This is a genomic window from Bradyrhizobium sp. HKCCYLRH3073 (genome assembly GCF_051167995.1).
GTDB lineage: Bacteria > Pseudomonadota > Alphaproteobacteria > Rhizobiales > Xanthobacteraceae > Bradyrhizobium.
Genome location: NZ_JBNPUD010000004.1, coordinates 623,238 through 645,430 on the forward strand (window position 1 = coordinate 623,238; position 22,193 = coordinate 645,430).

The following is a 22,193-nucleotide window of genomic DNA, read 5'->3' on the forward strand; positions in this document are numbered from 1 at the left end:
GTCTATTTCGATTGCGCGGCGGTGGCTTCCGTCGCCGCGATCACCTCGCGCACCAGGCGCGCGACGCCCTTGATGTCGCCGTCGGGGTCGATGGAATCACCGAGCCTGGCCACCACCATGCGCTGGCTCGGCATGATCACGAGCCGCTGGCCGAGCAGGCCAAAGGCGAAGAACGCATCCGCCGGAATGCCGGCGCGCGCCCGTCCCTGCGCGTGAACGTGCTGGCTGCGGTTGGTCCACAGTCCCGCGCCATAGTCGGTGTCCAGCGTCGCGGTCGCCGACATCGCCACCCAGCCCTCGGGCAGGATACGCTTGTCCCCGGCGACGCCGTCGCCGAGATAGAGCAGCCCCAGCTTCGCCCAGTCCCGCGCGCTCGCCAGCATGTTGCCGTAACCTTGCAGCGTGCCGGTGCCGTCGAACTGCAGCGTCGCGCTGCGCATGCCGAGCGGGTGGAACAGCTCGCGCCACGCGAATTCGATCGCCTGCTCGGGACCGCCGGCGGCGTCGCGGATGATGCGCGCCAGGATCTGGGTGCTCGCGCTCGAATAGGCCCAGCGCTGTCCCGGCGGCGCAATCAGCGGCGCATGCACCGCGAACGCCGCCATGTCGCGGTGGATGTCCATCTGGCTCGACGGATCGAAGCCGGAATTGGTTTCGTCCAGCGCCAGGCCTGACGTCATGCGCATCAACTGCTCGATGGTGATGTCGTGGCGCGGATCCCTCGGCTCGCGCCATTCCGCGACCGGCGCCGGGATCGACGGGCTCAGTCTGCCCTGCCGGGTGAGGATGCCCAGCAGCGCATTGGTGACCGTCTTGGTCATCGAGAACCCCATGAGCGGGGTATCGACGCCGATGTTCGGCGCATAGCGTTCCGCGATCAGGCGACCGTCCTTGACGACGACGATCGCCTTGGTGCGGCGGAATGGCGGGCTGGCCGGCTCCTCGAAGGCGTGATCGAGCGCCGCCTTCAGCGCGGGATCGCTGGGCTCCACCGCAGCGTCTTCGGCGAAGTCGGGCAAGGCGGGAGCAGGCGCGGCGGCGCGCAGCGCAGCGACGTCGGTGTGGGGCACGTAAGGCGGCTTCTGACCCTGAAGCGTCACGCAACCGAGACCGTCGTGATACGAGGCCCGGGTGGCGTGCAGGCCGAGCAGCGACACCTCCACCATGCGCATGTCGGGCTCCACCCGGTAGCGCATCACGGCCCGCAACCGGCGCAGACCGGGCCGTTCCATGGTCTCCGCAAACACCGTCTGCGGATCGAGGCCGGAGACGTAGGTCTTGGCGCAGATCATCTCGGCGACCACGGTGGTCGCGACGCGCAGCGCCCGGTCAGGCCGATAGGTGAGCCATCCCGCCACCAGCAGGGCCGCAAACACCAGCAGACCGACCACGAATCTTCGCAAATGCACCAGAACGTCCGACGCCGTCTCGCGGGCGAGCCTCGCTGCGCCCTGGTATGCTTCTAACGCGCCTCGGTCACCACGCCAACGGAGGGAAGCTGGTGCAGGGCCCCGCCGGGCGGCGGCAAATCGTCATCCGGGCCACGATCTCCTCCTATCGGCCAGGAACCGGGCGCCTCAGCGCCCGGCTGCGGTGGCGCCCTTGCTGCGCGGATCGGGCGCGCCGACGAATCCATCCGGCGTCACCAGGATGGAGTTGGCCGAGGTCCGTCCCATCGGCTCCTCGATCTTGTGGCCGCGGGCGCGCAGACCGGCGAGCACGTCATCGGCAAAGCCTTTCTCGATTCTAACCTCGTCGGGCATCCATTGGTGATGCAGGCGAGGCGCGGTGACGGCCTGGCGGACGTCCATCCGATAGTCGAGCACGTTGACGATCACCTGCAGCACGGTCGAGATGATGCGGCTGCCGCCGGGCGAGCCGGTGACGAGCACGGGCTTGCCGTCCTTCAGCACGATGGTCGGCGACATCGACGACAGCGGCCGCTTGCCGGGGCCCGGCAGATTGGCCTCGAAGCCGACCAGTCCGAAGGCGTTGGAGGCGCCGGGCGCGGCGGTGAAATCGTCGAGCTCGTTGTTGAGCAGCACGCCGGTGCCGTCGGCGACGAGGCCGACGCCATAGGGGAAGTTCAGCGTGTAGGTGTTGCTGACGGCGTTTCCGTCATTGTCGACCACCGAAAAATGCGTGGTGTTGCTGCCCTCGCGCAGCGGCTTGGTGTTGAGCACGTCGCCGGCGCTGGTGGCGTGCGCGGGATCGATGCCAGCGCGCTGGCGCGCGGCATAGTCCTTCGACAGCATCGCGCGCACCGGCGCGTCGACGAAGGCGGGGTCGCCGAGATAGCGCGCGCGGTCGGCATAGGCGCGCTTCATTGCCTCGATCAGCAGATGCAGCGATTCGGGCGAGCCCTGCTTCAGCTCAGCGAGCGGAAAGCCCTCGAGGATGTTCAGCATCTCGACCAGCACGGTGCCGCCCGAGGACGGCAGCGGCATCGACACGATGTCATAGCCGCGATAGGTGCCGCGCACCGGCGTGCGCAGCACCGGCTGGTAGGATTTGAGATCGTCCGCCGTCATGATGCCGCCGGCATCCTGGATCGCCTTGGCGAGCTGGTTGGCGACCGGCCCTTCATAAAATCCGCGCGGTCCCTGCTCGGCGATGGCGGTGAGCGTCGCCGCCAGATCGCGCTGGATCAGCCGGTCTCCATCCTTCAGCACGGTGCCATCGGGCCGCATGAAGATCGCGGCCGATGATTTCCATTTCGCCAGCCGCGGCGCCATCATCGGCAGCGTCACGGCGACGTCGTCGGCGACGGGGATGCCGTCGCGCGCCAGCACGATCGCCGGCTGCAGCACCTGCGCCAGCGTGAATTTGCCCGAGCCGTATTTCTCCAGCGCCAACGCGAGACCCGCCACCGATCCGGGGACGCCGATCGACAGCGCCGAATCGCGCGACTTGGCGTTGTCGGGCTTGCCGTCGGCGCCGAGGAAGATGTCGCGCGTGATCGCGGCGGGACCGGTCTCGCGATAGTCGATCGCGATATCCTCGTTGGACTTGGCGATGTGGATGACCATGAAGCCGCCGCCGCCGATGTTGCCGGCAACCGGATAGGTGACGGCCATCGCAAAGCCGGTGGCAACGGCGGCATCGACCGCGTTGCCGCCGAGCGCGAGAATGCGCTGGCCGACTTCGGCTGCGATCCTCTCCTGTGCCACCACCATGCCATGGGCGGGCGGCTGCGCCGGCGCGGTGATACCGGGTGGCTGCGGGATATCGAAGGTTTGCGAATCCAGCGCCCGCGCGGGCAGGCAGCCGGCCAGCAACAGCATGAAACCCGCAAGGAGCCGTCGTCGATCAATCGTGAACGTGGTCATCGCAATTCTGCCGTTGCTGACATCCGCCTGGGATCGTCAGATGTTATAGGGCCGGGTCGCCGGCGTAAAACGCAACGCCGTGATCGTCGCGAGACGCGACGCTGGGATTGCAGAGGATTTTCGAATGGCCGTCATCACGATCGAGACCTCTGGCACTGCCGACGGCCGAATCTATCCCGGGCGCGCGGCCGTCGTCAGCTGGATCTTGTTCGATTGGGCGGCGCAGCCCTATTTCACGCTGATCACGACCTTCGTCTTCGCGCCCTATTTCGCGGCGCATGTCGCGCCGGACGCGGCGAGCGGCCAGGCGCTGTGGGGCTTTGCGACCGCCGCGGCCGGCATCGTCATCGCGCTGCTGTCACCGGTGTTCGGCGCCATCGCCGATGCCACCGGGCGCCGCAAGCCGTGGATCGCGGCGTTCGGCGCGCTGCTCGTGATCGGCGCCTCGCTGATGTGGATCGGGCGCCCCGGCGCGCCCGAGCTGATCCCGCCGCTGCTCGCGGCCTATGTGATCGCCACCATCGGCGTCGAGTTCGCCACCGTGTTCAACAACGCGATGATGCCGACCCTGGTGCCGCCGGAACGCATCGGCCGGCTATCCGGCACCGGATGGGCCACCGGTTATGTCGGCGGCATCCTCTCGCTCATCATCGTGCTCGGCTTTCTCGCCGCCAATCCCGACAGCGGCCGCACGCTGTTTGGATTCAAGCCGCTGTTCGGGCTCGATCCCGTGAGCCATGAAGGCGACCGCATCTCCGGTCCGCTCACGGGGCTCTGGTTCATCGTGTTCGTGCTGCCGATGTTCCTGTTCACACCGGACTTTCCGGCACGGCACCGGCTGGGCGCGGCCGTGCGCGAGGGGCTCGGTCAACTGAAGCAGACGCTGCGCAGCCTGCCGCAGCAGCGTGACGTTGCACTCTTTCTCCTCGCCAACATGATCTACACCGATGGGCTGGTGTCGCTGTTCGCTTTCGGCGGCATCTATGCCGCCGGCACATTCGGTTGGAACACGATCCAGATCGGCACCTTTGGCATCATCCTCGCCGCCGCCGGCACGTTCGGTGGCTGGCTCGGCGGCAAGCTGGATGATTTTCTCGGGCCGAAGCGTGTGATCGCCGGCAGCATGACGCTGCTGCTGCTCGCGATCGTCGCGATTCTCATGGTGAGCCGTGATTCGGTTCTGTTCATTCCGGTGACGCCGGCCGTGCCGGGCGGCCCGCTGTTCGCCTCGCTGCCGGAGCGCGCCTATCTCCTGCTCGGCTGCGTCATCGGCGCCTGCGGCGCGCCGCTGCAGGCGGCCTCGCGCTCGCTGCTGATCCGCATGGTGCCGAAGGAGCGCGTCGCGCAGTATTTCGGCCTGTTCGCGCTCACCGGCAAGGTGACGTCGTTCATCGGGCCATTGCTGATCGGCACCATCACCGCGGTCACTGCGAGTCAGAAGGCCGGCATGGCGGTGCTGGTGCTGTTCTTCGCGACGGGGCTGCTGCTGCTGGCGCGAGTGAACGCAGTTGGTCGTGCAGGGCAGGGCGCTTGAAACTTATTCCGCCGTCATTCCGGGATGCGCCGCGTAGGCGCAGGCCCGGAATCCATACTCACGATCGTGGTTATGGATTCCGGGCTCGTCGCTACGCGACGCCCCGGAATGACGACGGAGATTGTCGGGCCGATCAGTGCCGGAAGTGCCGGACGCCAGTGAGCACCATGGCGATGCCGTGCTCGTCGGCGGCCTTGATGACCTCGTCGTCGCGCACCGATCCGCCCGGCTGGATCACGGCGGTGGCACCGGCCTCGATGCAGGCGAGCATGCCGTCGGCGAACGGGAAGAACGCGTCGGAGGCGACCACCGAGCCCTTGGTCAGCGGCTCGGCGAGCTTGAGCGCGCTGGCCGCATCCAGCGCCTTGCGTGCGGCGATGCGCGCCGAATCCACCCGGCTCATCTGTCCGGCGCCGATGCCGACGGTCGCCGAATCCTTGGCGTAGACGATCGTGTTCGACTTGACATGCTTGGCGACGCGGAAGGCGAAGCGCAGGTCGCGCAGCTCGGCGTCGGTGGGGGCGCGCTTGGTCACCACCTTCAGCTCCATGTCATCGACGACGGCATTGTCGCGGCTCTGCACCAGCAGGCCGCCGGCCACGGTCTTGGCGGTGAGGCCGGCTTCGCGCGGATCGGGCAGGGCGCCGGCGAGCAGCAGCCGCAGGTTCTTGCGCGCTGCGATGATCGAGATCGCCTCATCGGTGGCGTCGGGCGCGATGATCACCTCGGTGAAGATGCCGGTGATGGCGCGCGCGGTGGCGGCGTCCAGCTTGCGGTTCATCGCGATGATGCCGCCGAACGCCGAGGTCGAGTCGCAGGCCAGCGCCTTCTGATAGGCGGTGACGAGATCGGGGCCTTCGGCGACGCCGCAGGGATTGGCGTGCTTGACGATGACGCAGGCCGCGGTGCGCGCCGGGTCGAACTCGGCGATGCACTCATAGGCCGCATCGGTGTCGTTGATGTTGTTGTAGGACAGCTCCTTACCCTGCAGTTGGCGCGCGGTGGCGACGCCGGGACGGCGGCCGGGCAGCGCGTAGAACGCCGCATGCTGGTGCGGGTTCTCGCCATAGCGCAGCGACTGGATCAGCTTGCCGCCGAAGGCCCGGTAGTCGGGCGCGTCGTTCTGGATGGTGGCGGCGAACCAGTTGGAGATCGCAGCATCATAGGCGGCGGTGCGCGCATAGGCCTTGGCGGCAAGCCGGCGGCGCAGCAGCAAGGTGGTCGAGCCCTCGTGGCGCGCGAGGTCCTCGAGCACGGCCTCGTAGTCGTTGACGTCGACGACGACCGCGACGTCCTCGTGGTTCTTCGAGGCCGCGCGGATCATCGCCGGGCCGCCGATGTCGATGTTCTCGATGCAGTCGCTGAACGACGCGCCGCGCTCGGCGGTGGCCTCGAAGGGATAGAGATTGACGACGAGGAGATCGATCGGCGCGATGTTGTGCGTCTTCATCGCCTCGGCGTGCTCGTCATTGCCGCGGATGGCGAGCAGGCCGCCATGTACCTTGGGGTGCAGCGTCTTGACGCGACCGTCCATCATCTCGGGAAAGCCGGTGAGGTCGGAGACGTCCTTCACCTTCAGGCCAGCCTCGGCAATGGCCTTGGCGGTGCCGCCGGTGGAGATCAGTTCGACGCCGCGCGCGGCGAGCGCCAGCGCGAAGTCGGCGAGGCGGGTCTTGTCGGATACGGAGAGCAGAGCACGGCGAACGCGACGAAGCTGGTTTGTCATGGCAAAGAGTCCTGTTGCAGGAGTTCAATTTGCCCAGGCGCACGGCGGTTGATCCCGCGCTCCCCGATGGTGCTCCATCCAAAGTCGCCAGTCGCGCGAGAGCGGGCCTCATATCAGCTTTTGCCGATGGCGACAACGGGTGGGCGATCGAACGATCATCTTGGCCGCATGTCTCACCATGAGCCTGCCGAACATCGGCAGCGTCCCGAGGGCCCCCCGAAGGTGGCCATCTCGACGGACGGTGATGTGAGGTGATCTGAGGAGCGAGTGGCCGGGGCGTTACAGCGGCAGCTCAGGCTCTCTCCGCCCGTTGCGGCGCGCGTTAGTCTCGGTCGGCGACGCCGACGAGCGGACGAAACTCCAGCGGATCGACGGGACCTGCTGCGCGTCCTGCCGGATCACCAGTTGCGTGGTGCGGCGCGGACCGTCATTGCCGGCGAGAAACACGCTGTCCTCGAGGTCGACGCGGTCGTCGAATGTCTCGAACGTCCAGACCTCGCGATTGGGCAGCACCAGCATGGCGCCGCGGCCGTCGCTGAGCCGGCTGGCCTTGACCGCTGGATGCAGATGGAAGCGCAACGCGTAGTCCGAGCCGCCGCCACGCAGCCGCGCGCCCTGCGCCGGCGTCACGGTGTCCTCGCCGTCGAGCCGCGAGCCGTCCTCGGCGGCCACCAGCACGCGGCGATGGATCAGGCCGAATTTGGCCGCGTAACCGTTATGCGAGGTCGACAGCACGGTGCCGTCGGGCACGATCTCGCGAAAATTCTCGACCCGCGTCGGGCCCGATACGATCGGCGCGCCGTGCAGCAGGCGCTTCATCGCCGACATCTCGACGAAGGTGCAGGACGAGGTGTTGTGATAGGTCAGCGTCGAATGCGCCACCGTGCTGCGCGCGAAGGCACGCCAATTGTCGCGACCGGTCGACGGCATGCCGCAATTGATCACGATGCGGCACGGTCCGGAGGACATCTCGAAGGCGAGGCAGCCGGCATGGGCCTCATGGCTCAGATGCGGTGGCGGCGGCGGACCGGTGTCGACGATGACCGTCATCGGTCCGGCGTCGAGCCGCTGGAAACCGGAATGCGGCATGCTCGCCATCGGCGTGCCGTGGGTATCGTCATAGGCGAGCAGGGTCGCCAGCAGGTCGGACGGGGTGCCGCCCATGCCGTTGAACAGCGCCATGTTGCCGTCGCCGTGCCGGAAGAAGCGCAGCATCGGCATCATGCGGTCGATGGCATTGAGCAGCGCCGGCGGCGGCGCGATGTTGCGGGCCGCAAACGTCTGCCGCAGCGGCAGCAGGTCGATCAAGAGCTCGATCAGCGCGCCCGGATTGCGCGAGACGTGGCCGCCATCGGGCAGGATCTGGCGCTGCAATTCGTCCGAGAGTTTCCGGGTCGCGCTGCGGATGTGCTTGGCCTGGTTGGCGAGGCACAGCGCCGCGTAGCACAGCGCAATCAGCACCTGCAGCCGCGGCGCGCCATCAGGAATGTCGATGGTCGAATAGCGCAGATAGCGGATCTCGCGGGTCAGCCCGCGCAGGTAGCGGCGGTAGAACTTGCCGTCGGAATCGGCCAGCACCAGTGGCGCCTGCGACAACAGCGAGATCACCCGCCGCGCCAGCACGTCGGCGCGCCGGCTCAAGGGATGGCGGCCGATCTGGTTGGTGATCCAGTCGTCGACCAAAGCGCGGGCGTTGGCGCGGGTCAGCGCGGTATCGGCTGCGCGCAGATGTCGCAGCCAGCCGAAGCCGAGCAGGGCCACCTCCCAGTCCTCGGACGGCGGCTCCAGGTCGAAGATCGAACGGCCGTGGCAGGTCACGATCTTGCCGGCGAAGACGAAGCGTCCGGCATAGATCTCGGCCGCCCGCGTCGCGTCCGACGTGCGCAGGTCATGCGGCGCAATGATGAGCCGGTCCGCGCGTCCTGGCCACAGCCCGGACACGGATACCGATACACCGCTGACGTTGGACATCAGGCTGCGCGCAAAGCGGCCCATCACCAGCGTCGATATGCGTCTGCGTTGAGCGGCGGACACGCCAAGCCTTGGATTCAGAGGGGGATTCGGTTGCGCATCCTTCATAGATCGCAACTGCCGCCGATACACCATTTTTGGCCCCGGTGCAGCACCATCGCGGGACCAGAATCTGGTGCAAAATCAGGATATAAACGGACTAACGCAACGCCGACGCCCTCAAAGCGCGGCCGACGCAGGGCCGGCGCAGAGCGCACACGATGACACGCTCACGGCCGCCGCTCCAGTCTCGCCGCATAAAAACCGTCGAGACCGCCAAGCCGGGGGTCCTGGTGCGGCAAATGACAGGGCAGGGTGCGCAGGTCGCCGGCCGGCGTGACCAGCTCGGCCAGTCCCGCCACCTCGCCGGGGCTGACGGGGATGCGGCGCAGCTCGGTGGTTTCGGCGAGCACGCGCTCGACCACCTGCTCGCCCTCCTCGGGCTCCAGCGAGCAGGTGCAGTAGACCAGGGTTCCGCCCGGCTTGAGCAGGCTGGCCGCCCTGGTCAGCAGCCGCGTCTGCAGGCCCGACAATGCGGTGATGTCGGCCTCGCTGCGCAACCAGCCGACGTCGGGATGGCGCCGGATCGTGCCGGTCGAGGTGCAGGGCGCATCGAGCAGCAGGCCGTCGAAGCCGCCGCTCTCGGCCGGCTGCCATTCGGCGGCATCGGCCACGACCGTCTCGGCCGCGAGCTGCAGCCGGGTCATGTTGTCCTTCAGCCGGTTCATCCGGGCCGGCGACCGGTCGACCGCGGTGACGCGGGCGCCGGCATGGGCGAGCTGGGCGGTCTTGCCGCCCGGCGCCGCGCAGAGATCGGCGACGGCCTGGCCGCTGACGTCGCCGAGCAGGCGCGCAGGCAGGGCGGCAGCGGCGTCCTGCACCCACCATTGTCCCTCGGCGAAGCCCGGCAGCACCGTCACCGAGCCATGCAGCACGGTGCGCACGGTGCCGGTCGGCAGCACCTCGCCATGCAGTCGCGTCGCCCATTGCGCCGGGTCCGACTTGACCGTGAGGTCGAGCGACGGCTCCTGCCCGAGCGCTGCGGCGATGTCCTTGGCGGTGGCTTCGCCATAATGATCGATCCAGCGCTTGAGCAGCCAGGGCGCGATATCGAGCGGTTGCCCGGTGGCATCGTCGAGCAGGCTCGCGCCCTCGCGCGCGCAGCGCCGCAGCACCGCGTTGACCAGCCCGGCATATTTCGCGGCACGACGGTCGGCCTGCACCAGGCGGACCGAGAGATCGACGGCGGCGTGGTCGGGGACGTCCATCCAGAGAATCTGGGCGGCGCCGATCAGCAGCGCGCTCTGCGCCCGCGGCGCGTCGGTCGGCACGCCACGATCCAGCAGCCGCGACAGCACGTGGCCGAGCGTTCCGAGCCGCCGCAAGGTCGTGGCGACCAGCCGGCGCATCAGCGCGCGGTCGCGGTCGGCGAGATGCTTCAGTCCGGGATGCGCGCCGGTTCCGTCGAGCTGATCGTCGAGGGTGCGATGCTTGTGCAGCACGCCGTCGACCACGTCGGCGGCGATGCGTCGTGCCGCCAGGCCTGGGACTTCGGAAGGGGTCGCAAAACGCGGCGGAGGCATGCCTGGGAATTACTCGCGAAAGAAGAAAGGCAGTTCCGCGACCATCGGGTGCATGCCATCAGCTTGCGGGTCCTCTGTCACCGGAATATGCCAAATGTAAGAATCGGCTCCGCTTTTTTTAGACCTGTTTTCCCCGGCGTGCTCACACGATCTGATGATGTCGGGAAGGATCCGGTGCAACGGTGGAATGGTACGATGAGCAACGAACCCAACAACGAGCGCAAGCCCGCATTGTCGGTGGTCGCCAGCAACGACAATCCGCGCAAGCCGCTCACTCCGGCCGCGCAGCGTGCGCTGGCCGAGGCGGAGGAGCGGCGTCGTCTCGCGGCCGAGCAGGCGACGCCGATGCCGAGGGAGCTGCAGGGTCCGAAGGGACCGGAGCCGACCCGCTACGGCGACTGGGAGAAAAAGGGAATCATCTCGGACTTCTGATACATCCGCCGGGCGCGCGCCGTCAGGCATGGTGATGGCGCGGGGGACGGAGAATCAGTTCGGCCGCTTCGGCTTCAGCGGGTCACGACCACCGTGGTGCCGATCGACACGCGCTCGTAGAGGTCGGTGATATCGCTGTTCAGCATGCGAATGCAGCCGTAGGAGACGTAGCCGCCGACCGAGTTCGGCACATTGGTGCCGTGGATGGCATATTCGCCGCCCGCGAGCGTCATGGCGGCGACGCCCATCGGATTCTGCGGCGAGCCGCCGGGGATCACGTCGGGGATGTTGGGCTTGTCGCGCTTGACGTCGGCCGGCGGCGCCCAGGCCGGATTCCTGTACTTGCCGTCGATCTTGGTGGTGCCGGCCCATTGCCGGCCGGCCTTGCCGACGCCGACCGTGTAGCGCATGGCGTGGCTGCCATCGAGCACGAGGTAGAGCTTGCGCTCGCCGGTCTTCACCACGATCGTGCCGGGCGAATAGTCGCCGGCGATGCTGACCAGCTCGGGACGGGCGGACGCAGAGTCGGCCGTCGTGACCATGGCTCCGACCACCGACGCGGCCATCATCGCCGCCTTCACGGCCGGCCCGATCGCTCCAATCGGTCTCGCCATTCCTCTTCGCCCCATCGCTGCGACCTCCGCTCTTGCGGGAGCACTCGGATGGCTGGAGGAAATGAAAACTTCCTCTGCAAGTAAATGACCTGAAAACAACACTCGGCCGGAATCCGGCCCGCAACACGGATTCGCCGGCGGGGCCAGCGGAGCGAACCCGGCCGGGCACGTGCAATCTATTTGAGGCGGGTGATCGCCGACAGCGCCCGGACGGCGAATGTGCGCGGATGATCGTGGATGTAGTCGGACGTCGCCTGGCGGACGTAGTCGTGCTGGCGCACGTTCGATCCGATGGCCCACAGGGCTGCGGCCGCGACCACCATCCGGCCGCGCTGGGCCGCGTCGTAGCGCTGCTCCAGCGTGTCGTAGATGTCCTTCGGACCGCCAACCATGGCCACCGTGAGACGGGCGGTGTCGAGCGCGATGAGCTCGGACTGATTGGTGATGGAGGCGAAGAAGTCGAGGATCATGCGCACATAGCGGCCGTCGCCTTCAGCGAACGAGGCGCCCCACAGCAGGTCGAGGTCGGTCGGGGTCCTGATCGTGATGTCCTCGAGCCGGGCGGGAGCGCTGCCGAACTGATCCTCCAGCGTGGCGTCGAGGGCGCTGGCGCCGAAACGGCCGCGAAACCTGCCAGCCTCAGCGGCATGTCCCGAGAGCCGGACCGCGGCCAGGAAGGCCGAAGCCGCCTTGCCGTCTCCCTCCGGCGGCGCCAGCCGATCGATCCAGTCCGGATGCAGCGCGAAGGACCGCGCCAACAGCCCGGTCACCGGCGGGTAGGCGGTCCAATCCCGCCCTTCCGACTTCAGGGTCGCGAACACGTGGACCAGGCCCTCGATGCGCGGATCCCGGTAGAAGAACGCGACCGAACTCTTCAGCTCCGGCGACTGCGGCATGAGCTGCGCCGTCGAAGGACCGATCCCGCCCGCCAAAGCGAGGAGAACGCAGCCCAGCCGGGCCGCGTTCTCCAACCGTCTCCTGAGAGGTCCAGCGGACATGCGCTAGGCCTGCTTCTCCTTGCGGTTCTGCCGGTGCTGGACGAGATCGTCGACCACGCCGGGATCGGCAAGGGTCGAGGTGTCGCCGAGCGCGCCCGGCTCGTCCTCGGCGATCTTGCGCAGGATGCGGCGCATGATCTTGCCGGAGCGGGTCTTGGGCAGGCCCGGCGCGAACTGGATCTGGTCGGGCGAGGCGATCGGGCCGATCTCCTTGCGCACCCAGGCGACGAGCTCCTTGCGCAGCTCCTCGCTCGGCTGCTCGCCGGCCATCAGGGTGACATAGGCGTAGATGCCCTGGCCCTTGATGTCGTGCGGATAGCCGACCACGGCCGCTTCCGAGACCTTGGCGTGCGCGACCAGCGCGCTCTCCACCTCGGCGGTGCCCATGCGGTGGCCGGAGACGTTGATGACGTCATCGACGCGGCCGGTGATCCAGTAATAGCCATCGGCGTCGCGGCGGCAGCCGTCGCCGGTGAAGTACTTGCCCTTGTAGGTCGAGAAGTAGGTCATCTCGAACCGGGCGTGATCGCCGTACACGGTGCGCATCTGGCCCGGCCAGGAGCGGGTGAGGCAGAGATTGCCCTCGGTCGCGCCTTCCAGCGTCTTGCCGTCGGCATCGACGATCTCGGGCACGACGCCGAAGAACGGCCGCGTCGCCGAGCCCGGCTTGAGCTTGGTCGCGCCCGGCAGCGGCGTGATCAGGATGCCGCCGGTCTCGGTCTGCCACCAGGTGTCGACGATCGGGCAGCGGTCGTCGCCGACGACGCGGTGATACCACTCCCAGGCTTCCGGATTGATCGGCTCGCCGACCGAGCCGAGCAGGCGCAGAGACGCGCGCGAGGTCTTCTTCACCGGCCCGTCGCCACCCTGCATCAGCGCGCGGATCGCGGTCGGCGCGGTGTAGAAGATGTTGACCTTGTGCTTGTCGATGACGTTCCAGAACCGCGAATTGTCCGGATAGTTCGGCACGCCTTCGAACATCAGCGAGATGGCGCCGTTGGCCAGCGGTCCATAGAGGATGTAGCTGTGGCCGGTGACCCAGCCGACGTCGGCGGTGCACCAGTAGACGTCGCCCTCATGATAGTCGAACACGTATTGGTGCGTCATCGCGGCGTAGACGAGATAGCCGCCGGTGGTGTGCAGCACGCCCTTGGGCTGGCCGGTCGAGCCCGAGGTGTAGAGGATGAACAGCGGATCCTCCGCATGCATCGGCTCGCACGGGCATTCGGTCGTCACCATCTCCGCGGCCTCGTGATACCAGAGGTCGCGGCTCGGGTTCATCTCGATCTTGCCGCCGGTGCGCTTGACCACGACGACCCAGTCGACATTGTCGACCTTGTTCAGCGCCGCGTCGACATTGGCCTTGAGCGGCACCTTGCGGCCGCCGCGCAGGCCCTCGTCGGCGGTGATGATGATCTTGGAATCGCAGTCCTTGATGCGCTGGGCGAGCGAGTCCGGCGAGAACCCGGCGAACACCACCGAATGGATGGCGCCGATGCGGGCGCAGGCCAGCATCGCATAGGCGGCCTCCGGGATCATCGGCAGATAGATGGTGACGCGGTCGCCCTTCTTGACGTTGCGGTTGCGCAGGATGTTGGCCATCCGGCACACCTCGTCGTGCAGCTCGCGATAGGTGATGTGCTTGGACTGCGAGGGGTCGTCGCCCTCCCAGATGATCGCGGTCTGGTCGCCGCGGGTGGCGAGATGGCGGTCGACGCAGTTGTAGGCGGCGTTGAGGACGCCGTCCTCGAACCATTTGATCGAGATGTTGCCGGGTGCGTAGGAGACGTTCTCGATTGTCGTCGGTGCCTTGACCCAGTCGACGCGCCTGGCCTGCTCGGCCCAGAAGCCGTTGGGGTCCTTGATCGAGCGCGCGTACATCTCCTGGTACTTCGCGTCGTCGACAAAGGCGCGTTTCGCCCATTCGGCCGGAACGTCGTAGATCTTCTCGGACATTTCACACCCTCCACATGCGGCCCGCCGTGGTCCGGCGCAGGCCATCGTTGTTCCCACTATGCGTCCGCGTAACCGGCGGCGACAAGGCAAGACAAGTAGGACCTTCGGCGGGGAGGCGGTCTGCGCAGGATCAAAGAATTGTGCGCGGAGGTTGAGCGCGCCGGTCACACTTCGGAGGTCGCTACAGTCTGCAGCATCAAGGTTACCCGGAATCGGGGCGCGCACCGGTATTTTGCAACCGTTCTGCCCAAAATTAGGGACTCGCTATCCGGCCCGTCACGCCCTAAATCGCCTTGAAGGTGTGGATAACCCGGCCGGAACCAAACCGGACTCCGGGGCATTGAGCGGATGAAAACGACGGCAGGGCGTCTAAAGCAATGATGGACCAGCAGAATTTCGAGAGCCCGCGGGTCGGCCCGGCCGATGCCGATGTCGCGCTCGCGAAGGCGCTGGGCCAGTGGCCGCCCAAGCCGCCGCGCCGCAAGCTGACCTTGAAGGATCTCGCCCACGCCAAGACCGCCGACGCGCAAGGCAACGCCAAGACCTCGGTCGAGGAACTCGCCAAGCGCATCGGGCTGAAGCTCGGCGACCAGACCGCGCTGACCATCCGCCGCATCAGGCGGGGCAAGAGCTATACCTTCATCCGCGCCAACGGCACCCCGATCCGCCACGCCGGCACCATTCGCCGCCTGCATGCGATGGCGGTGCCGCCGGCCTATCGCGAGGTGCGCTACGCCCCCGATCCGAACCTGCATCTGCAGGCGGTGGGTGTCGACGCCGCCGGCCGGCTGCAATATCGCTATCACGCCGATTGGGAGAAGGTGCGCGAGCATCGCAAGGCGCATCGTCTCGCCAAGCTGGTCGGCGCGCTGCCGCGCATCCGCCGCGCGGTGTCGAAACATCTCGCCGGCGACGAGCCGACGCGCGAGTTCGCGCTGTCCGCCGTGATCGAGCTGATCGCGCGCACCGCGATCCGTCCCGGCAACGAGTCCTATGCGCGGCTGAACGGCACGCGCGGCGCCACCACATTGTTGAAGTCGAACGTCACGCTTGAGGATGACTCCCTGGTGCTGACCTTCAAGGCCAAGGGCGGCAAGGCGGTGCGCAAGGAATGCGACGCCGCCAAGCTGGTGCGGGCCGTCGGCATCCTGCGCGGCGTCCCCGGCCGCCGCATGTTCCAATACCGCGACGCCCAGGGCGTGGTGCGCGCGGTCTCGACCACGCAGGTCAACGCGTTCCTGCGCGAGATCGCCGGCATCAAGATCTCGCTGAAGGATTTCCGCACGCTGATGGCCTCGGCCGTCGCCCTGGAGACCTTGTCGCGAATCACGCCCGCGGCGAGCGCGCGCGGCCGCAAGAAGCAGATCCTGGAAGCGATCCGCGCCGCCGCCGACGAGCTCACCAACACGCCGGCGATCTGCCGCAAGAGCTACGTGCACGACACCATCGTCACGGCGTTCGAGGACGGCATCCTCGAACGCTTCGCCGCCACCATGAAGGGCCAGCGCTCGCAGACGCGGCGCGAGCAGTTGCTGGCGCAAGTGGTGACGGCGGTCTCGGCCTGACGCCTCAAACGATCAAGCCTGGCACCGCGGCCCGATCTTCGCCGAGGCGAGGAAGCGCGCGATCGGGTCGAGCTGCTTGCACGACGCCGCCGACGTCTTCACGGGCTGCGGATTGCGCTTGGCCGGCCGCAGCACAGCGGCTTTGCCGGACGCCTTCGCCCGGCGCGCCGGCGACCCGCTACGCCCTTCCGCCCGCACGGCCCGCGAGACCAGTGGCAGATAGACGTCCTCGTTGTACTCGATCGGCTGTGTCGCGAAGCTGCGATCCGTCTCGCTCAGCGTATCAACGCCCGGAATGGGCTCGCGGATCAGCGACGAGGTCGTGTCGCTCATGTCGCCGGGCGTCGCCGCGGCGAGCACCATCTTCGTTGCAAGCAAGCAGCAGATTATCACGAGGCAGAACCCCGCAATCCAGATCGTTCTGTTCACTGTAGGAAACCCCCGCCGATCGCGCCGGACAGTGCGGGACATCCCCTTCCCGCAGCCGGCGCCGTGCCGACCAATCAACCTTAAGAAAGTCTTACTCGCAATATTTTCGGCAGGTTCGGCCGGGCTCGGCTCGCATTGTAGTTAATGGCGACGGTGATCGGTCATCGGCCTCGGCCAATGACCGACAGAGAGCTGATCAGTTCGCAGCAGGCTGCGACATTGCGGCGCAGTTCTCGTTCAATGAGTCGGCGAGACGATCTCGATCGCCGCAGGTTTCACGGATCACGTTAAATTATGCGCCGAAACTCGCTTCCGGACGCGGCGTAGCTCGGCCCGACACGACGCGAGAGCAACAGCGCTCTCCAACGCATCGATGTCGCAGTCGAACTCATCGTGCGGCGCTGCCGCCGTCTTCATTAGGGAGCTACCCATGTCCAAGCGCATTGCCTTCCTCGCTGCCGCCGCCTTCAGCGCGCTGTCGCTGACCTCGATCGTCGTCGCACCCGCGCACGCCGAGGAGAAGACCGTGATGGTCGGGGGCGCGGCGATGTATCCGTCGAAGAACATCATCCAGAACGCGGTCAACTCGAAGGATCATACGACGCTGGTCGCCGCGGTGAAGGCCGCCGGCCTCGTGCAGACGCTGGAAGGCAAGGGACCGTTCACGGTGTTCGCGCCGACCAACACCGCGTTCGGCAAGCTGCCGGCCGGCACCGTCGACAGCCTCGTCAAGCCGGAGAACAAGGCGACGCTGACCAAGATCCTCACCTATCACGTCGTGCCCGGCAAGCTCGAGGCGTCCGACCTGAAGGACGGCCAGATGCTGAAGACGGTCGAGGGCGAGCAGCTCACCGTCAAGCGCGAGGGCAAGAACGTCATGATCGTCGACGCCAAGGGCGGCACCTCGATGGTGACGATCCCGAACGTCAACCAGTCGAACGGCGTCATCCACGTGGTCGACACCGTGCTGATGCCGGCGTCCTGAGGCCCGGCGTGACACCGGACACATCCGTTTCTTCCTCCTCCTCGCGGATGTGACCAGGAGCGAGCCGGGCCCACCCCGGCTCGCTTTTTTGTGAACGCCATAGTTTTCACGTATCGATTTGATCGGTGCCGGAGCGTAACGGGGCCCGCCGAGCCGGCGTATAATGACCGTGACGAATGCAAGCGACGGAGCCGACCGCCATGACGAGCGCCACCACCAGCGCCCCCTCGACCCTCGCGGCGACCGGGGGACCTGCAACTGGAGTCGCGACCAAGGTCATTCAGCCGGCCTGGGTGCGCGTCATGCATTGGATCAACGCCGTCGCGATGATCATGATGATCATGTCGGGCTGGCAGATCTACAACGCCTCGCCGCTGTTCGACTTCCGCTTCGACCGCAGCTTCACGCTCGGCGGCTGGCTCGGCGGCGCGCTGCTGTGGCACTTCGCGGCGATGTGGCTGCTGATGCTGAACGGGCTCGCTTATCTCGTCACCGGTCTCGCCACCGGCCGGTTCCGCCGCAAGCTGCTGCCGGTCTCGCCGGCGTCCGTCATCGCCGACCTCAAGGCCGCGCTGACCTTCAAGCTCGCCCATGACGACCTCACCGCCTACAACGCGGTGCAGAAGCTGCTCTATCTCGGCATCATCGGGATCGGCATCGTCGTCGTGCTCACCGGCCTGTCGATGTGGAAGCCGGTCCAGCTGCACTGGCTGGTCAGCCTGTTCGGCGACTATCCGGCGGCGCGCTACGTCCATTTCGTCTGCATGGCGCTGATCTGCGCCTTCCTGGTGATCCACATCCTGCTCGCGCTGCTGGTGCCGAAGAGCCTGCGCGCGATGATCATCGGTCGCTGAGAGGAGAGAGTATCATGGCCAAGCGTCCGTTCCTCATTCCCGGCGTCGACAAGCGGCTCCTGATCAAGGACTCGTTGAAGGTGATGCCCGACCTCACCCGGCGCCGCTTCCTCACCGGCGGCGCCAGCCTGGGCGCGCTGACCCTGCTCACCGGCTGCGACGTCGTCGACGGCGACACGGCGGAGGAGCTGCTCAAGAAGGTGTCGAAGTTCAACGACGCCGTGCAGGCCTGGATGTTCAATCCGGACGCGCTGGCGCCGACCTTCCCGGAGAGCGCGATCACCAAGCCGTTCCCGTTCAATGCCTACTACACGCTCGACGAGGCGCCGGAGATCGATGCCGCTGACTGGAAGCTCGAGGTGCGCGGCCTCGTCGACAACAAGAAGTCGTGGACGCTGGACGAGCTGCATGCGCTGCCGCAGGTGACGCAGATCACGCGTCATATCTGCGTCGAGGGCTGGAGCGCGATCGGCTCCTGGACCGGCACGCCCTTGCGCGACTTCCTCAAGCTGATCGGCGCGGATATCAGCGCGAAATATGTCTGGTTCAACTGCGCCGACAAGGACGGCTACAATTCGCCCTTGGACATGCGCACCGCGCTGCATCCGCAGACCCAGATGACCTTCAAGTTCGCCGACCAGATCCTGCCGCGCGCCTACGGCTACCCGATGAAGATCCGCGTCCCCACCAAGCTCGGCTTCAAGAACCCGAAATACGTCGTCGCGATGGAAATCACCAACGACTACAAGGGCGGCTATTGGGAGGATCAGGGGTACAATTCGTTCAGCGGGAGCTGATCGTCGGTCCGCTTGAGGCCGAGCTGCGCGCGACACACTCCGCTGTCGTCCCGGCGAACGCCGGGACCCATAACCACAGGGGGGTATGAGGCAGGCAACTGGCAGCCGCATCCCTCGATAGCTTCCGCGGTATGGGTCCCGGCGTTCGCCGGGACGACACCGTGAGCTAGGTGCGGTCGGAGCGCTTCAACTTGCCTTGCATCGCCGCCATCACCGCTCCCAGCAGCAACAAGGCCGCCGATACGTTCAGCGCATAGGTCAAACTCCCCATCGCATCGGTGATCGCGCCGACGGCGAAGGGTCCGAGCGTCTGGCCGACGCCGAACGAGATGGTCAGCGCGGCGATCGCGCCCGGCCAGGCGCTCTGCGGCAGGTTGAAGCGCACGAAGGCGGTGGTGGCCGTGGTCACGGTCGAAAAGGCGATGCCGAACACAGCGGCCGACAGCGTCAGCATGACAGGCGAATGGCTGAGCGAGGGCAGGGCGGCGCCGATCGCGTTGATGGTGAGGATGAGGGCGGTGGGCCAGCCGCCGCGGTCGAGCGCCAGCACGCGCCGCCACACCCAGGGCGTGGTGAAGCCGGCGAGGCCAATGAGACACCAGAAGCCTGATTGCGCCGCGGCGCCGCCGCCGAGATCGCGCACATACGCGATCATGAAGGTGAGATAGGCGATATAGCCGGCGCCGTAGAGGAAGTAGCCGAACAGATAGATCGCCATCGGCCGCAGCGAGACGCGGTCGGTGCGGGTCTCCGCCGTGGCGGCGTTCGCCGGGAGCCGCATCGCGAGCAGCGGCCCGATCAGCACCGCGCCGACCGCGGCGAGCACGGCCCATACGATCCACCATGAGCCGGGCCCGAAGGCCTGCAGCACGAAGGGGGCGATCAGGCCGGAGATGACGATGCCGAGCGGCGGCCCGGCATAGAACAGGCTCAGCACGAAGCTCGCCTGCGCCGGCCGCGCCAGGGCGACCCGCGCCGCCAGCGCGCCGCCGGCCACCAGCGCGACGCCGGCGCCGATGCCGGTCACGAGCCGCGCCAGGCTGAGCGCGATGAAGTCACCGGTCATGGCGCACACCACGAGCGAGGCCAGCGCCGCCAGCGTTCCGCCGCGCACTGCGGCCAGGCCGCCGTAGCGCCGGGCCAGCTGCGCGGCGATCAGCGCGCCGATGAGATAGCCGGCGGCGTTGACCGTGTTCATGAAGCCGGCCGCCGAGTATGACCAATGCAGGCTGTCCCGCATGTCCGGCAGCACCAGCGCGTAGGCGAAGCGGCCGATGCCGAGACCGATGATCGGACCCAGCGACAGCGTGAGGTTGGTCAACGCCGGGTGGGCCGGTGTCGGGTCGGATGGGGAGGCTGGCAAGACATGCTCCGGCGCGGCGATCGGCCGGCAATTCATGCTATTCGGCCGCGATTTTCGCGCACATTACCGCCCGCCTCGCCGCGACAGAAGTGGTGCGCCGGCAATGGTGGCTTGCCAACGGCGCAGGAGGGCTTTAGCACTCCGCCGTTTTGAGAGATCCCGTCATTGCCGGGCGCCTGCTTTCGATCCGCTCGAGGCAGACCGGCAATCCAGCCATCCCAAGGATGGATGCCCGCGCAATGCCCCGGCATGACAAGCCCCGTGAGGACAACGACCATGGCGACCCAGAAGCTCCTTTTGCTGCCCGGCGACGGCATCGGCCCCGAAGTGATGGCCGAGGTGAAGCGCCTGATCGGCTGGCTCAACGCCAAGGGACTGGCCTCGTTCGAGACCGAGGACGGCCTGGTCGGCGGCGCCGCCTATGACGCTCATGGCGCCTCGATCTCGGAAGCCGACATGGACAAGGCCAAGGCGGCCGACGCCATCATCTTCGGCGCCGTCGGCGGTCCGAAATGGGATGGCGTTCCCTACGAGGTGCGTCCCGAGGCGGGCCTGCTCCGCCTGCGCAAGGATCTCGGCCTGTTCGCCAATCTGCGTCCCGCCGTGTGCTATCCGGCGCTCGCCGATGCCTCCAGCCTGAAGCGCGAGATCGTCGAGGGCCTCGACATCATGATCGTGCGCGAGCTCACCGGCGGCGTGTATTTCGGCGAGCCAAAGACCATCACCGATCTCGGCAACGGTCAGAAGCGCGCGATCGATACCCAGGTCTACGACACCTATGAGATCGAGCGCATCGCCCGCGTCGCCTTCGACCTCGCGCGCAAGCGCAAGAACAAGGTGACGTCGATGGAGAAGCGCAACGTCATGAAGTCGGGCGTGCTCTGGAACGAGGTCGTCACCGCGGTCCACAATCGCGAGTACAAGGACGTCACGCTCGAGCACCAGCTCGCCGATTCCGGCGGCATGAACCTGGTGAAATACCCGAAGATGTTCGACGTCATCGTCACCGACAATCTGTTCGGCGACATGCTGTCGGACATCGCGGCGATGCTGACCGGATCGCTCGGCATGCTGCCGTCCGCCTCGCTCGGCGAGGTCGACGCCAAGACCCACAAGCGCCGCGCGCTGTACGAGCCGGTGCACGGCTCGGCGCCGGATATCGCCGGCAAGGGTCTCGCCAACCCGATCGCGATGCTGACCTCGTTCGGCATGGCGCTGCGCTACTCCTTCGACATGGGCGCGCTCGCCGACAAGCTCGACGCCGCCATCGCCGCCGTGCTGGCCTCGGGTCTGCGCACCGCCGACATCAAGGCCGAGGGCTCGACGCCCGCTTCGACTACGCAGATGGGCGAGGCGATCATCAAGGAGCTGGAGAAGCTCGCGGCATAGTTGGAGCGAGTGCTCATTTCAGCCGGGCTCTCGCCACGCTGACAGTCTGCTCCCCTCCCCCTCGCGGGGAGGGGAGGGCACCGTCGTTGCTGATATAGCTCGATCAACTCATCAGCGCGGGCTTGAATCGCCGTCGCACCCCGGCGTAGCCCGCCTGCTCGTCGGGCAAATCAGTTTGTCGTTCGCGCGATCGACGTGGCCTCTCACGCTTGAGCGCACATTTTTCAGCCCGGATTCGGCTGCGTCGAAAGACTCATTTCGCCAGCGTCGTCAGATGCATCGCAAGATCCGTCCGCCGCGCGCCAAAGATTTCGCTTTCGTTTTTCCAGAATACATGTTTTCTCATCTCCATCCCGCTTCGCTTGCAAGGGGCGTTTCGCGATCGTCACGAGGCGTGAGGCGGGGATGCGGTGGCCGCGAGGGCCCGCAGCATGTCCTTGGGCATGCGGACGAACGAGGCTCTTGCGGACGTGAAGCTGCGTGGTCCTGGCGCCCCGATGCTGGCGCCAAGTCGGAAGGGCGATGATCCCGACGACGACGGTGGCTAACAGGCCGGACACCGGGGAGCAACTGTCTTTTTTGTAGACCGGTGATCGGCCGGCCTCAAGGCTGGCGCGAAGGCGCGCCAC

The 22,193-nt window shown here is 67.1% G+C and carries 18 protein-coding genes and 1 riboswitch; of the genes, 7 read left to right on the forward strand and 11 right to left on the reverse strand.

Annotated features, from left to right (window positions below; all coding sequences use genetic code 11):
- Positions 1 to 2 precede the first annotated feature (2 nt).
- Entirely contained in the window at positions 3 to 1,409 is a 1,407-nt protein-coding gene (locus tag ACQR1X_RS13885) for a serine hydrolase domain-containing protein (RefSeq protein ID WP_434899019.1), read from the reverse strand.
- A 168-nt stretch (positions 1,410 to 1,577) separates the two neighbouring features.
- Complete coding sequence (ggt, locus tag ACQR1X_RS13890) at positions 1,578 to 3,284, reverse strand: gamma-glutamyltransferase (RefSeq protein WP_316215487.1); 1,707 nt, start codon at positions 3,282 to 3,284, stop codon at positions 1,578 to 1,580.
- Between the two features lie 169 nt (positions 3,285 to 3,453).
- Between ggt and ACQR1X_RS13895 the strand changes: the two genes are divergently transcribed.
- Positions 3,454 to 4,863: an MFS transporter gene (locus ACQR1X_RS13895; protein ID WP_434899020.1), complete on the forward strand. Its 1,410-nt coding sequence runs from the start codon at positions 3,454 to 3,456 to the stop codon at positions 4,861 to 4,863.
- Between the two features lie 133 nt (positions 4,864 to 4,996).
- Here the strand turns inward: ACQR1X_RS13895 and purH are convergent, their stop codons facing one another.
- The 3 genes from purH to ACQR1X_RS13910 form a co-directional block, all read right to left on the reverse strand.
- Positions 4,997 to 6,589 carry a bifunctional phosphoribosylaminoimidazolecarboxamide formyltransferase/IMP cyclohydrolase gene (gene purH / locus ACQR1X_RS13900; protein ID WP_434899021.1) on the reverse strand — a complete coding sequence of 531 codons (1,593 nt, stop codon included), beginning with the start codon at positions 6,587 to 6,589 and terminating at the stop codon, positions 4,997 to 4,999.
- A 24-nt stretch (positions 6,590 to 6,613) separates the two neighbouring features.
- A riboswitch (ZMP/ZTP riboswitch) is annotated at positions 6,614 to 6,694 on the reverse strand.
- Between the two features lie 174 nt (positions 6,695 to 6,868).
- The gene (locus ACQR1X_RS13905; protein WP_434899022.1) at positions 6,869 to 8,584 is read right to left on the reverse strand and encodes a heparinase II/III family protein; all 1,716 of its coding nucleotides are present in this window, start codon (positions 8,582 to 8,584) and stop codon (positions 6,869 to 6,871) included.
- 245 nt (positions 8,585 to 8,829) lie between these two features.
- The gene (locus tag ACQR1X_RS13910; RefSeq protein ID WP_434899023.1) at positions 8,830 to 10,182 is read right to left on the reverse strand and encodes an RsmB/NOP family class I SAM-dependent RNA methyltransferase; all 1,353 of its coding nucleotides are present in this window, start codon (positions 10,180 to 10,182) and stop codon (positions 8,830 to 8,832) included.
- 195 nt (positions 10,183 to 10,377) lie between these two features.
- On the opposite strand from ACQR1X_RS13910, the gene ACQR1X_RS13915 reads away from it, so the two are divergent.
- Complete coding sequence (locus tag ACQR1X_RS13915) at positions 10,378 to 10,614, forward strand: DUF1674 domain-containing protein (protein WP_316180265.1); 237 nt, start codon at positions 10,378 to 10,380, stop codon at positions 10,612 to 10,614.
- Between the two features lie 74 nt (positions 10,615 to 10,688).
- On the opposite strand, the gene ACQR1X_RS13920 is transcribed toward ACQR1X_RS13915, so the two are convergent.
- The 3 genes from ACQR1X_RS13920 to acs form a co-directional block, all read right to left on the reverse strand.
- A complete protein-coding gene (locus tag ACQR1X_RS13920; RefSeq protein WP_315800926.1) occupies positions 10,689 to 11,183 on the reverse strand; it encodes a L,D-transpeptidase in 495 nt (164 codons plus the stop codon).
- 221 nt (positions 11,184 to 11,404) lie between these two features.
- The gene (locus ACQR1X_RS13925) at positions 11,405 to 12,124 is read right to left on the reverse strand and encodes a hypothetical protein (RefSeq protein ID WP_434899024.1); all 720 of its coding nucleotides are present in this window, start codon (positions 12,122 to 12,124) and stop codon (positions 11,405 to 11,407) included.
- Positions 12,125 to 12,229: 105 nt separating this feature from the next.
- The gene (acs, locus tag ACQR1X_RS13930) at positions 12,230 to 14,182 is read right to left on the reverse strand and encodes an acetate--CoA ligase (RefSeq protein WP_434881648.1); all 1,953 of its coding nucleotides are present in this window, start codon (positions 14,180 to 14,182) and stop codon (positions 12,230 to 12,232) included.
- Between the two features lie 377 nt (positions 14,183 to 14,559).
- On the opposite strand from acs, the gene ACQR1X_RS13935 reads away from it, so the two are divergent.
- Entirely contained in the window at positions 14,560 to 15,747 is a 1,188-nt protein-coding gene (locus tag ACQR1X_RS13935) for a DNA topoisomerase IB (protein ID WP_434881649.1), read from the forward strand.
- Positions 15,748 to 15,759: 12 nt separating this feature from the next.
- Here the strand turns inward: ACQR1X_RS13935 and ACQR1X_RS13940 are convergent, their stop codons facing one another.
- Positions 15,760 to 16,125 (reverse strand): hypothetical protein, encoded by a 366-nt coding sequence (locus tag ACQR1X_RS13940; RefSeq protein WP_316215494.1) that lies wholly within the window; start codon positions 16,123 to 16,125, stop codon positions 15,760 to 15,762.
- Between the two features lie 481 nt (positions 16,126 to 16,606).
- Between ACQR1X_RS13940 and ACQR1X_RS13945 the strand changes: the two genes are divergently transcribed.
- The 3 genes from ACQR1X_RS13945 (at position 16,607) to ACQR1X_RS13955 (ending at position 18,812) form a co-directional block, all read left to right on the forward strand.
- A complete protein-coding gene (locus ACQR1X_RS13945; protein ID WP_315800751.1) occupies positions 16,607 to 17,161 on the forward strand; it encodes a fasciclin domain-containing protein in 555 nt (184 codons plus the stop codon).
- A gap of 200 nt (positions 17,162 to 17,361) precedes the next feature.
- Positions 17,362 to 18,015 (forward strand): cytochrome b/b6 domain-containing protein, encoded by a 654-nt coding sequence (locus ACQR1X_RS13950; RefSeq protein ID WP_434874206.1) that lies wholly within the window; start codon positions 17,362 to 17,364, stop codon positions 18,013 to 18,015.
- A gap of 14 nt (positions 18,016 to 18,029) precedes the next feature.
- Positions 18,030 to 18,812: a molybdopterin-dependent oxidoreductase gene (locus ACQR1X_RS13955; protein ID WP_316215495.1), complete on the forward strand. Its 783-nt coding sequence runs from the start codon at positions 18,030 to 18,032 to the stop codon at positions 18,810 to 18,812.
- A gap of 166 nt (positions 18,813 to 18,978) precedes the next feature.
- Here the strand turns inward: ACQR1X_RS13955 and ACQR1X_RS13960 are convergent, their stop codons facing one another.
- Complete coding sequence (locus tag ACQR1X_RS13960; protein WP_315800748.1) at positions 18,979 to 20,175, reverse strand: YbfB/YjiJ family MFS transporter; 1,197 nt, start codon at positions 20,173 to 20,175, stop codon at positions 18,979 to 18,981.
- A gap of 276 nt (positions 20,176 to 20,451) precedes the next feature.
- On the opposite strand from ACQR1X_RS13960, the gene leuB reads away from it, so the two are divergent.
- The gene (gene leuB, locus ACQR1X_RS13965; RefSeq protein ID WP_315800747.1) at positions 20,452 to 21,564 is read left to right on the forward strand and encodes a 3-isopropylmalate dehydrogenase; all 1,113 of its coding nucleotides are present in this window, start codon (positions 20,452 to 20,454) and stop codon (positions 21,562 to 21,564) included.
- A gap of 224 nt (positions 21,565 to 21,788) precedes the next feature.
- On the opposite strand, the gene ACQR1X_RS13970 is transcribed toward leuB, so the two are convergent.
- A partial coding sequence (locus ACQR1X_RS13970) for a hypothetical protein (protein WP_434899025.1) occupies positions 21,789 to 22,193 on the reverse strand: 405 nt, incomplete at its 5' end.

Excerpts from the sequence above, each read along its gene's own strand:
- ggt (WP_316215487.1), bottom strand. The coding sequence starts at position 3,284 with ATGCTGTTGCTGGCCGGCTGCCTGCCCGCGCGGGCGCTGGATTCGCAA.
- ACQR1X_RS13895 (WP_434899020.1), top strand. The coding sequence starts at position 3,454 with ATGGCCGTCATCACGATCGAGACCTCTGGCACTGCCGACGGCCGAATC.
- purH (WP_434899021.1), bottom strand. The coding sequence starts at position 6,589 with ATGACAAACCAGCTTCGTCGCGTTCGCCGTGCTCTGCTCTCCGTATCC.
- ACQR1X_RS13905 (WP_434899022.1), bottom strand. The coding sequence starts at position 8,584 with ATGGGCCGCTTTGCGCGCAGCCTGATGTCCAACGTCAGCGGTGTATCG.
- ACQR1X_RS13910 (WP_434899023.1), bottom strand. The coding sequence starts at position 10,182 with ATGCCTCCGCCGCGTTTTGCGACCCCTTCCGAAGTCCCAGGCCTGGCG.
- ACQR1X_RS13915 (WP_316180265.1), top strand. The coding sequence starts at position 10,378 with ATGAGCAACGAACCCAACAACGAGCGCAAGCCCGCATTGTCGGTGGTC.
- ACQR1X_RS13920 (WP_315800926.1), bottom strand. The coding sequence starts at position 11,183 with ATGATGGCCGCGTCGGTGGTCGGAGCCATGGTCACGACGGCCGACTCT.
- ACQR1X_RS13925 (WP_434899024.1), bottom strand. The coding sequence starts at position 12,124 with ATGCCGCAGTCGCCGGAGCTGAAGAGTTCGGTCGCGTTCTTCTACCGG.
- acs (WP_434881648.1), bottom strand. The coding sequence starts at position 14,182 with ATGTCCGAGAAGATCTACGACGTTCCGGCCGAATGGGCGAAACGCGCC.
- ACQR1X_RS13935 (WP_434881649.1), top strand. The coding sequence starts at position 14,560 with ATGATGGACCAGCAGAATTTCGAGAGCCCGCGGGTCGGCCCGGCCGAT.
- ACQR1X_RS13945 (WP_315800751.1), top strand. The coding sequence starts at position 16,607 with ATGTCCAAGCGCATTGCCTTCCTCGCTGCCGCCGCCTTCAGCGCGCTG.
- ACQR1X_RS13950 (WP_434874206.1), top strand. The coding sequence starts at position 17,362 with ATGACGAGCGCCACCACCAGCGCCCCCTCGACCCTCGCGGCGACCGGG.
- ACQR1X_RS13955 (WP_316215495.1), top strand. The coding sequence starts at position 18,030 with ATGGCCAAGCGTCCGTTCCTCATTCCCGGCGTCGACAAGCGGCTCCTG.
- leuB (WP_315800747.1), top strand. The coding sequence starts at position 20,452 with ATGGCGACCCAGAAGCTCCTTTTGCTGCCCGGCGACGGCATCGGCCCC.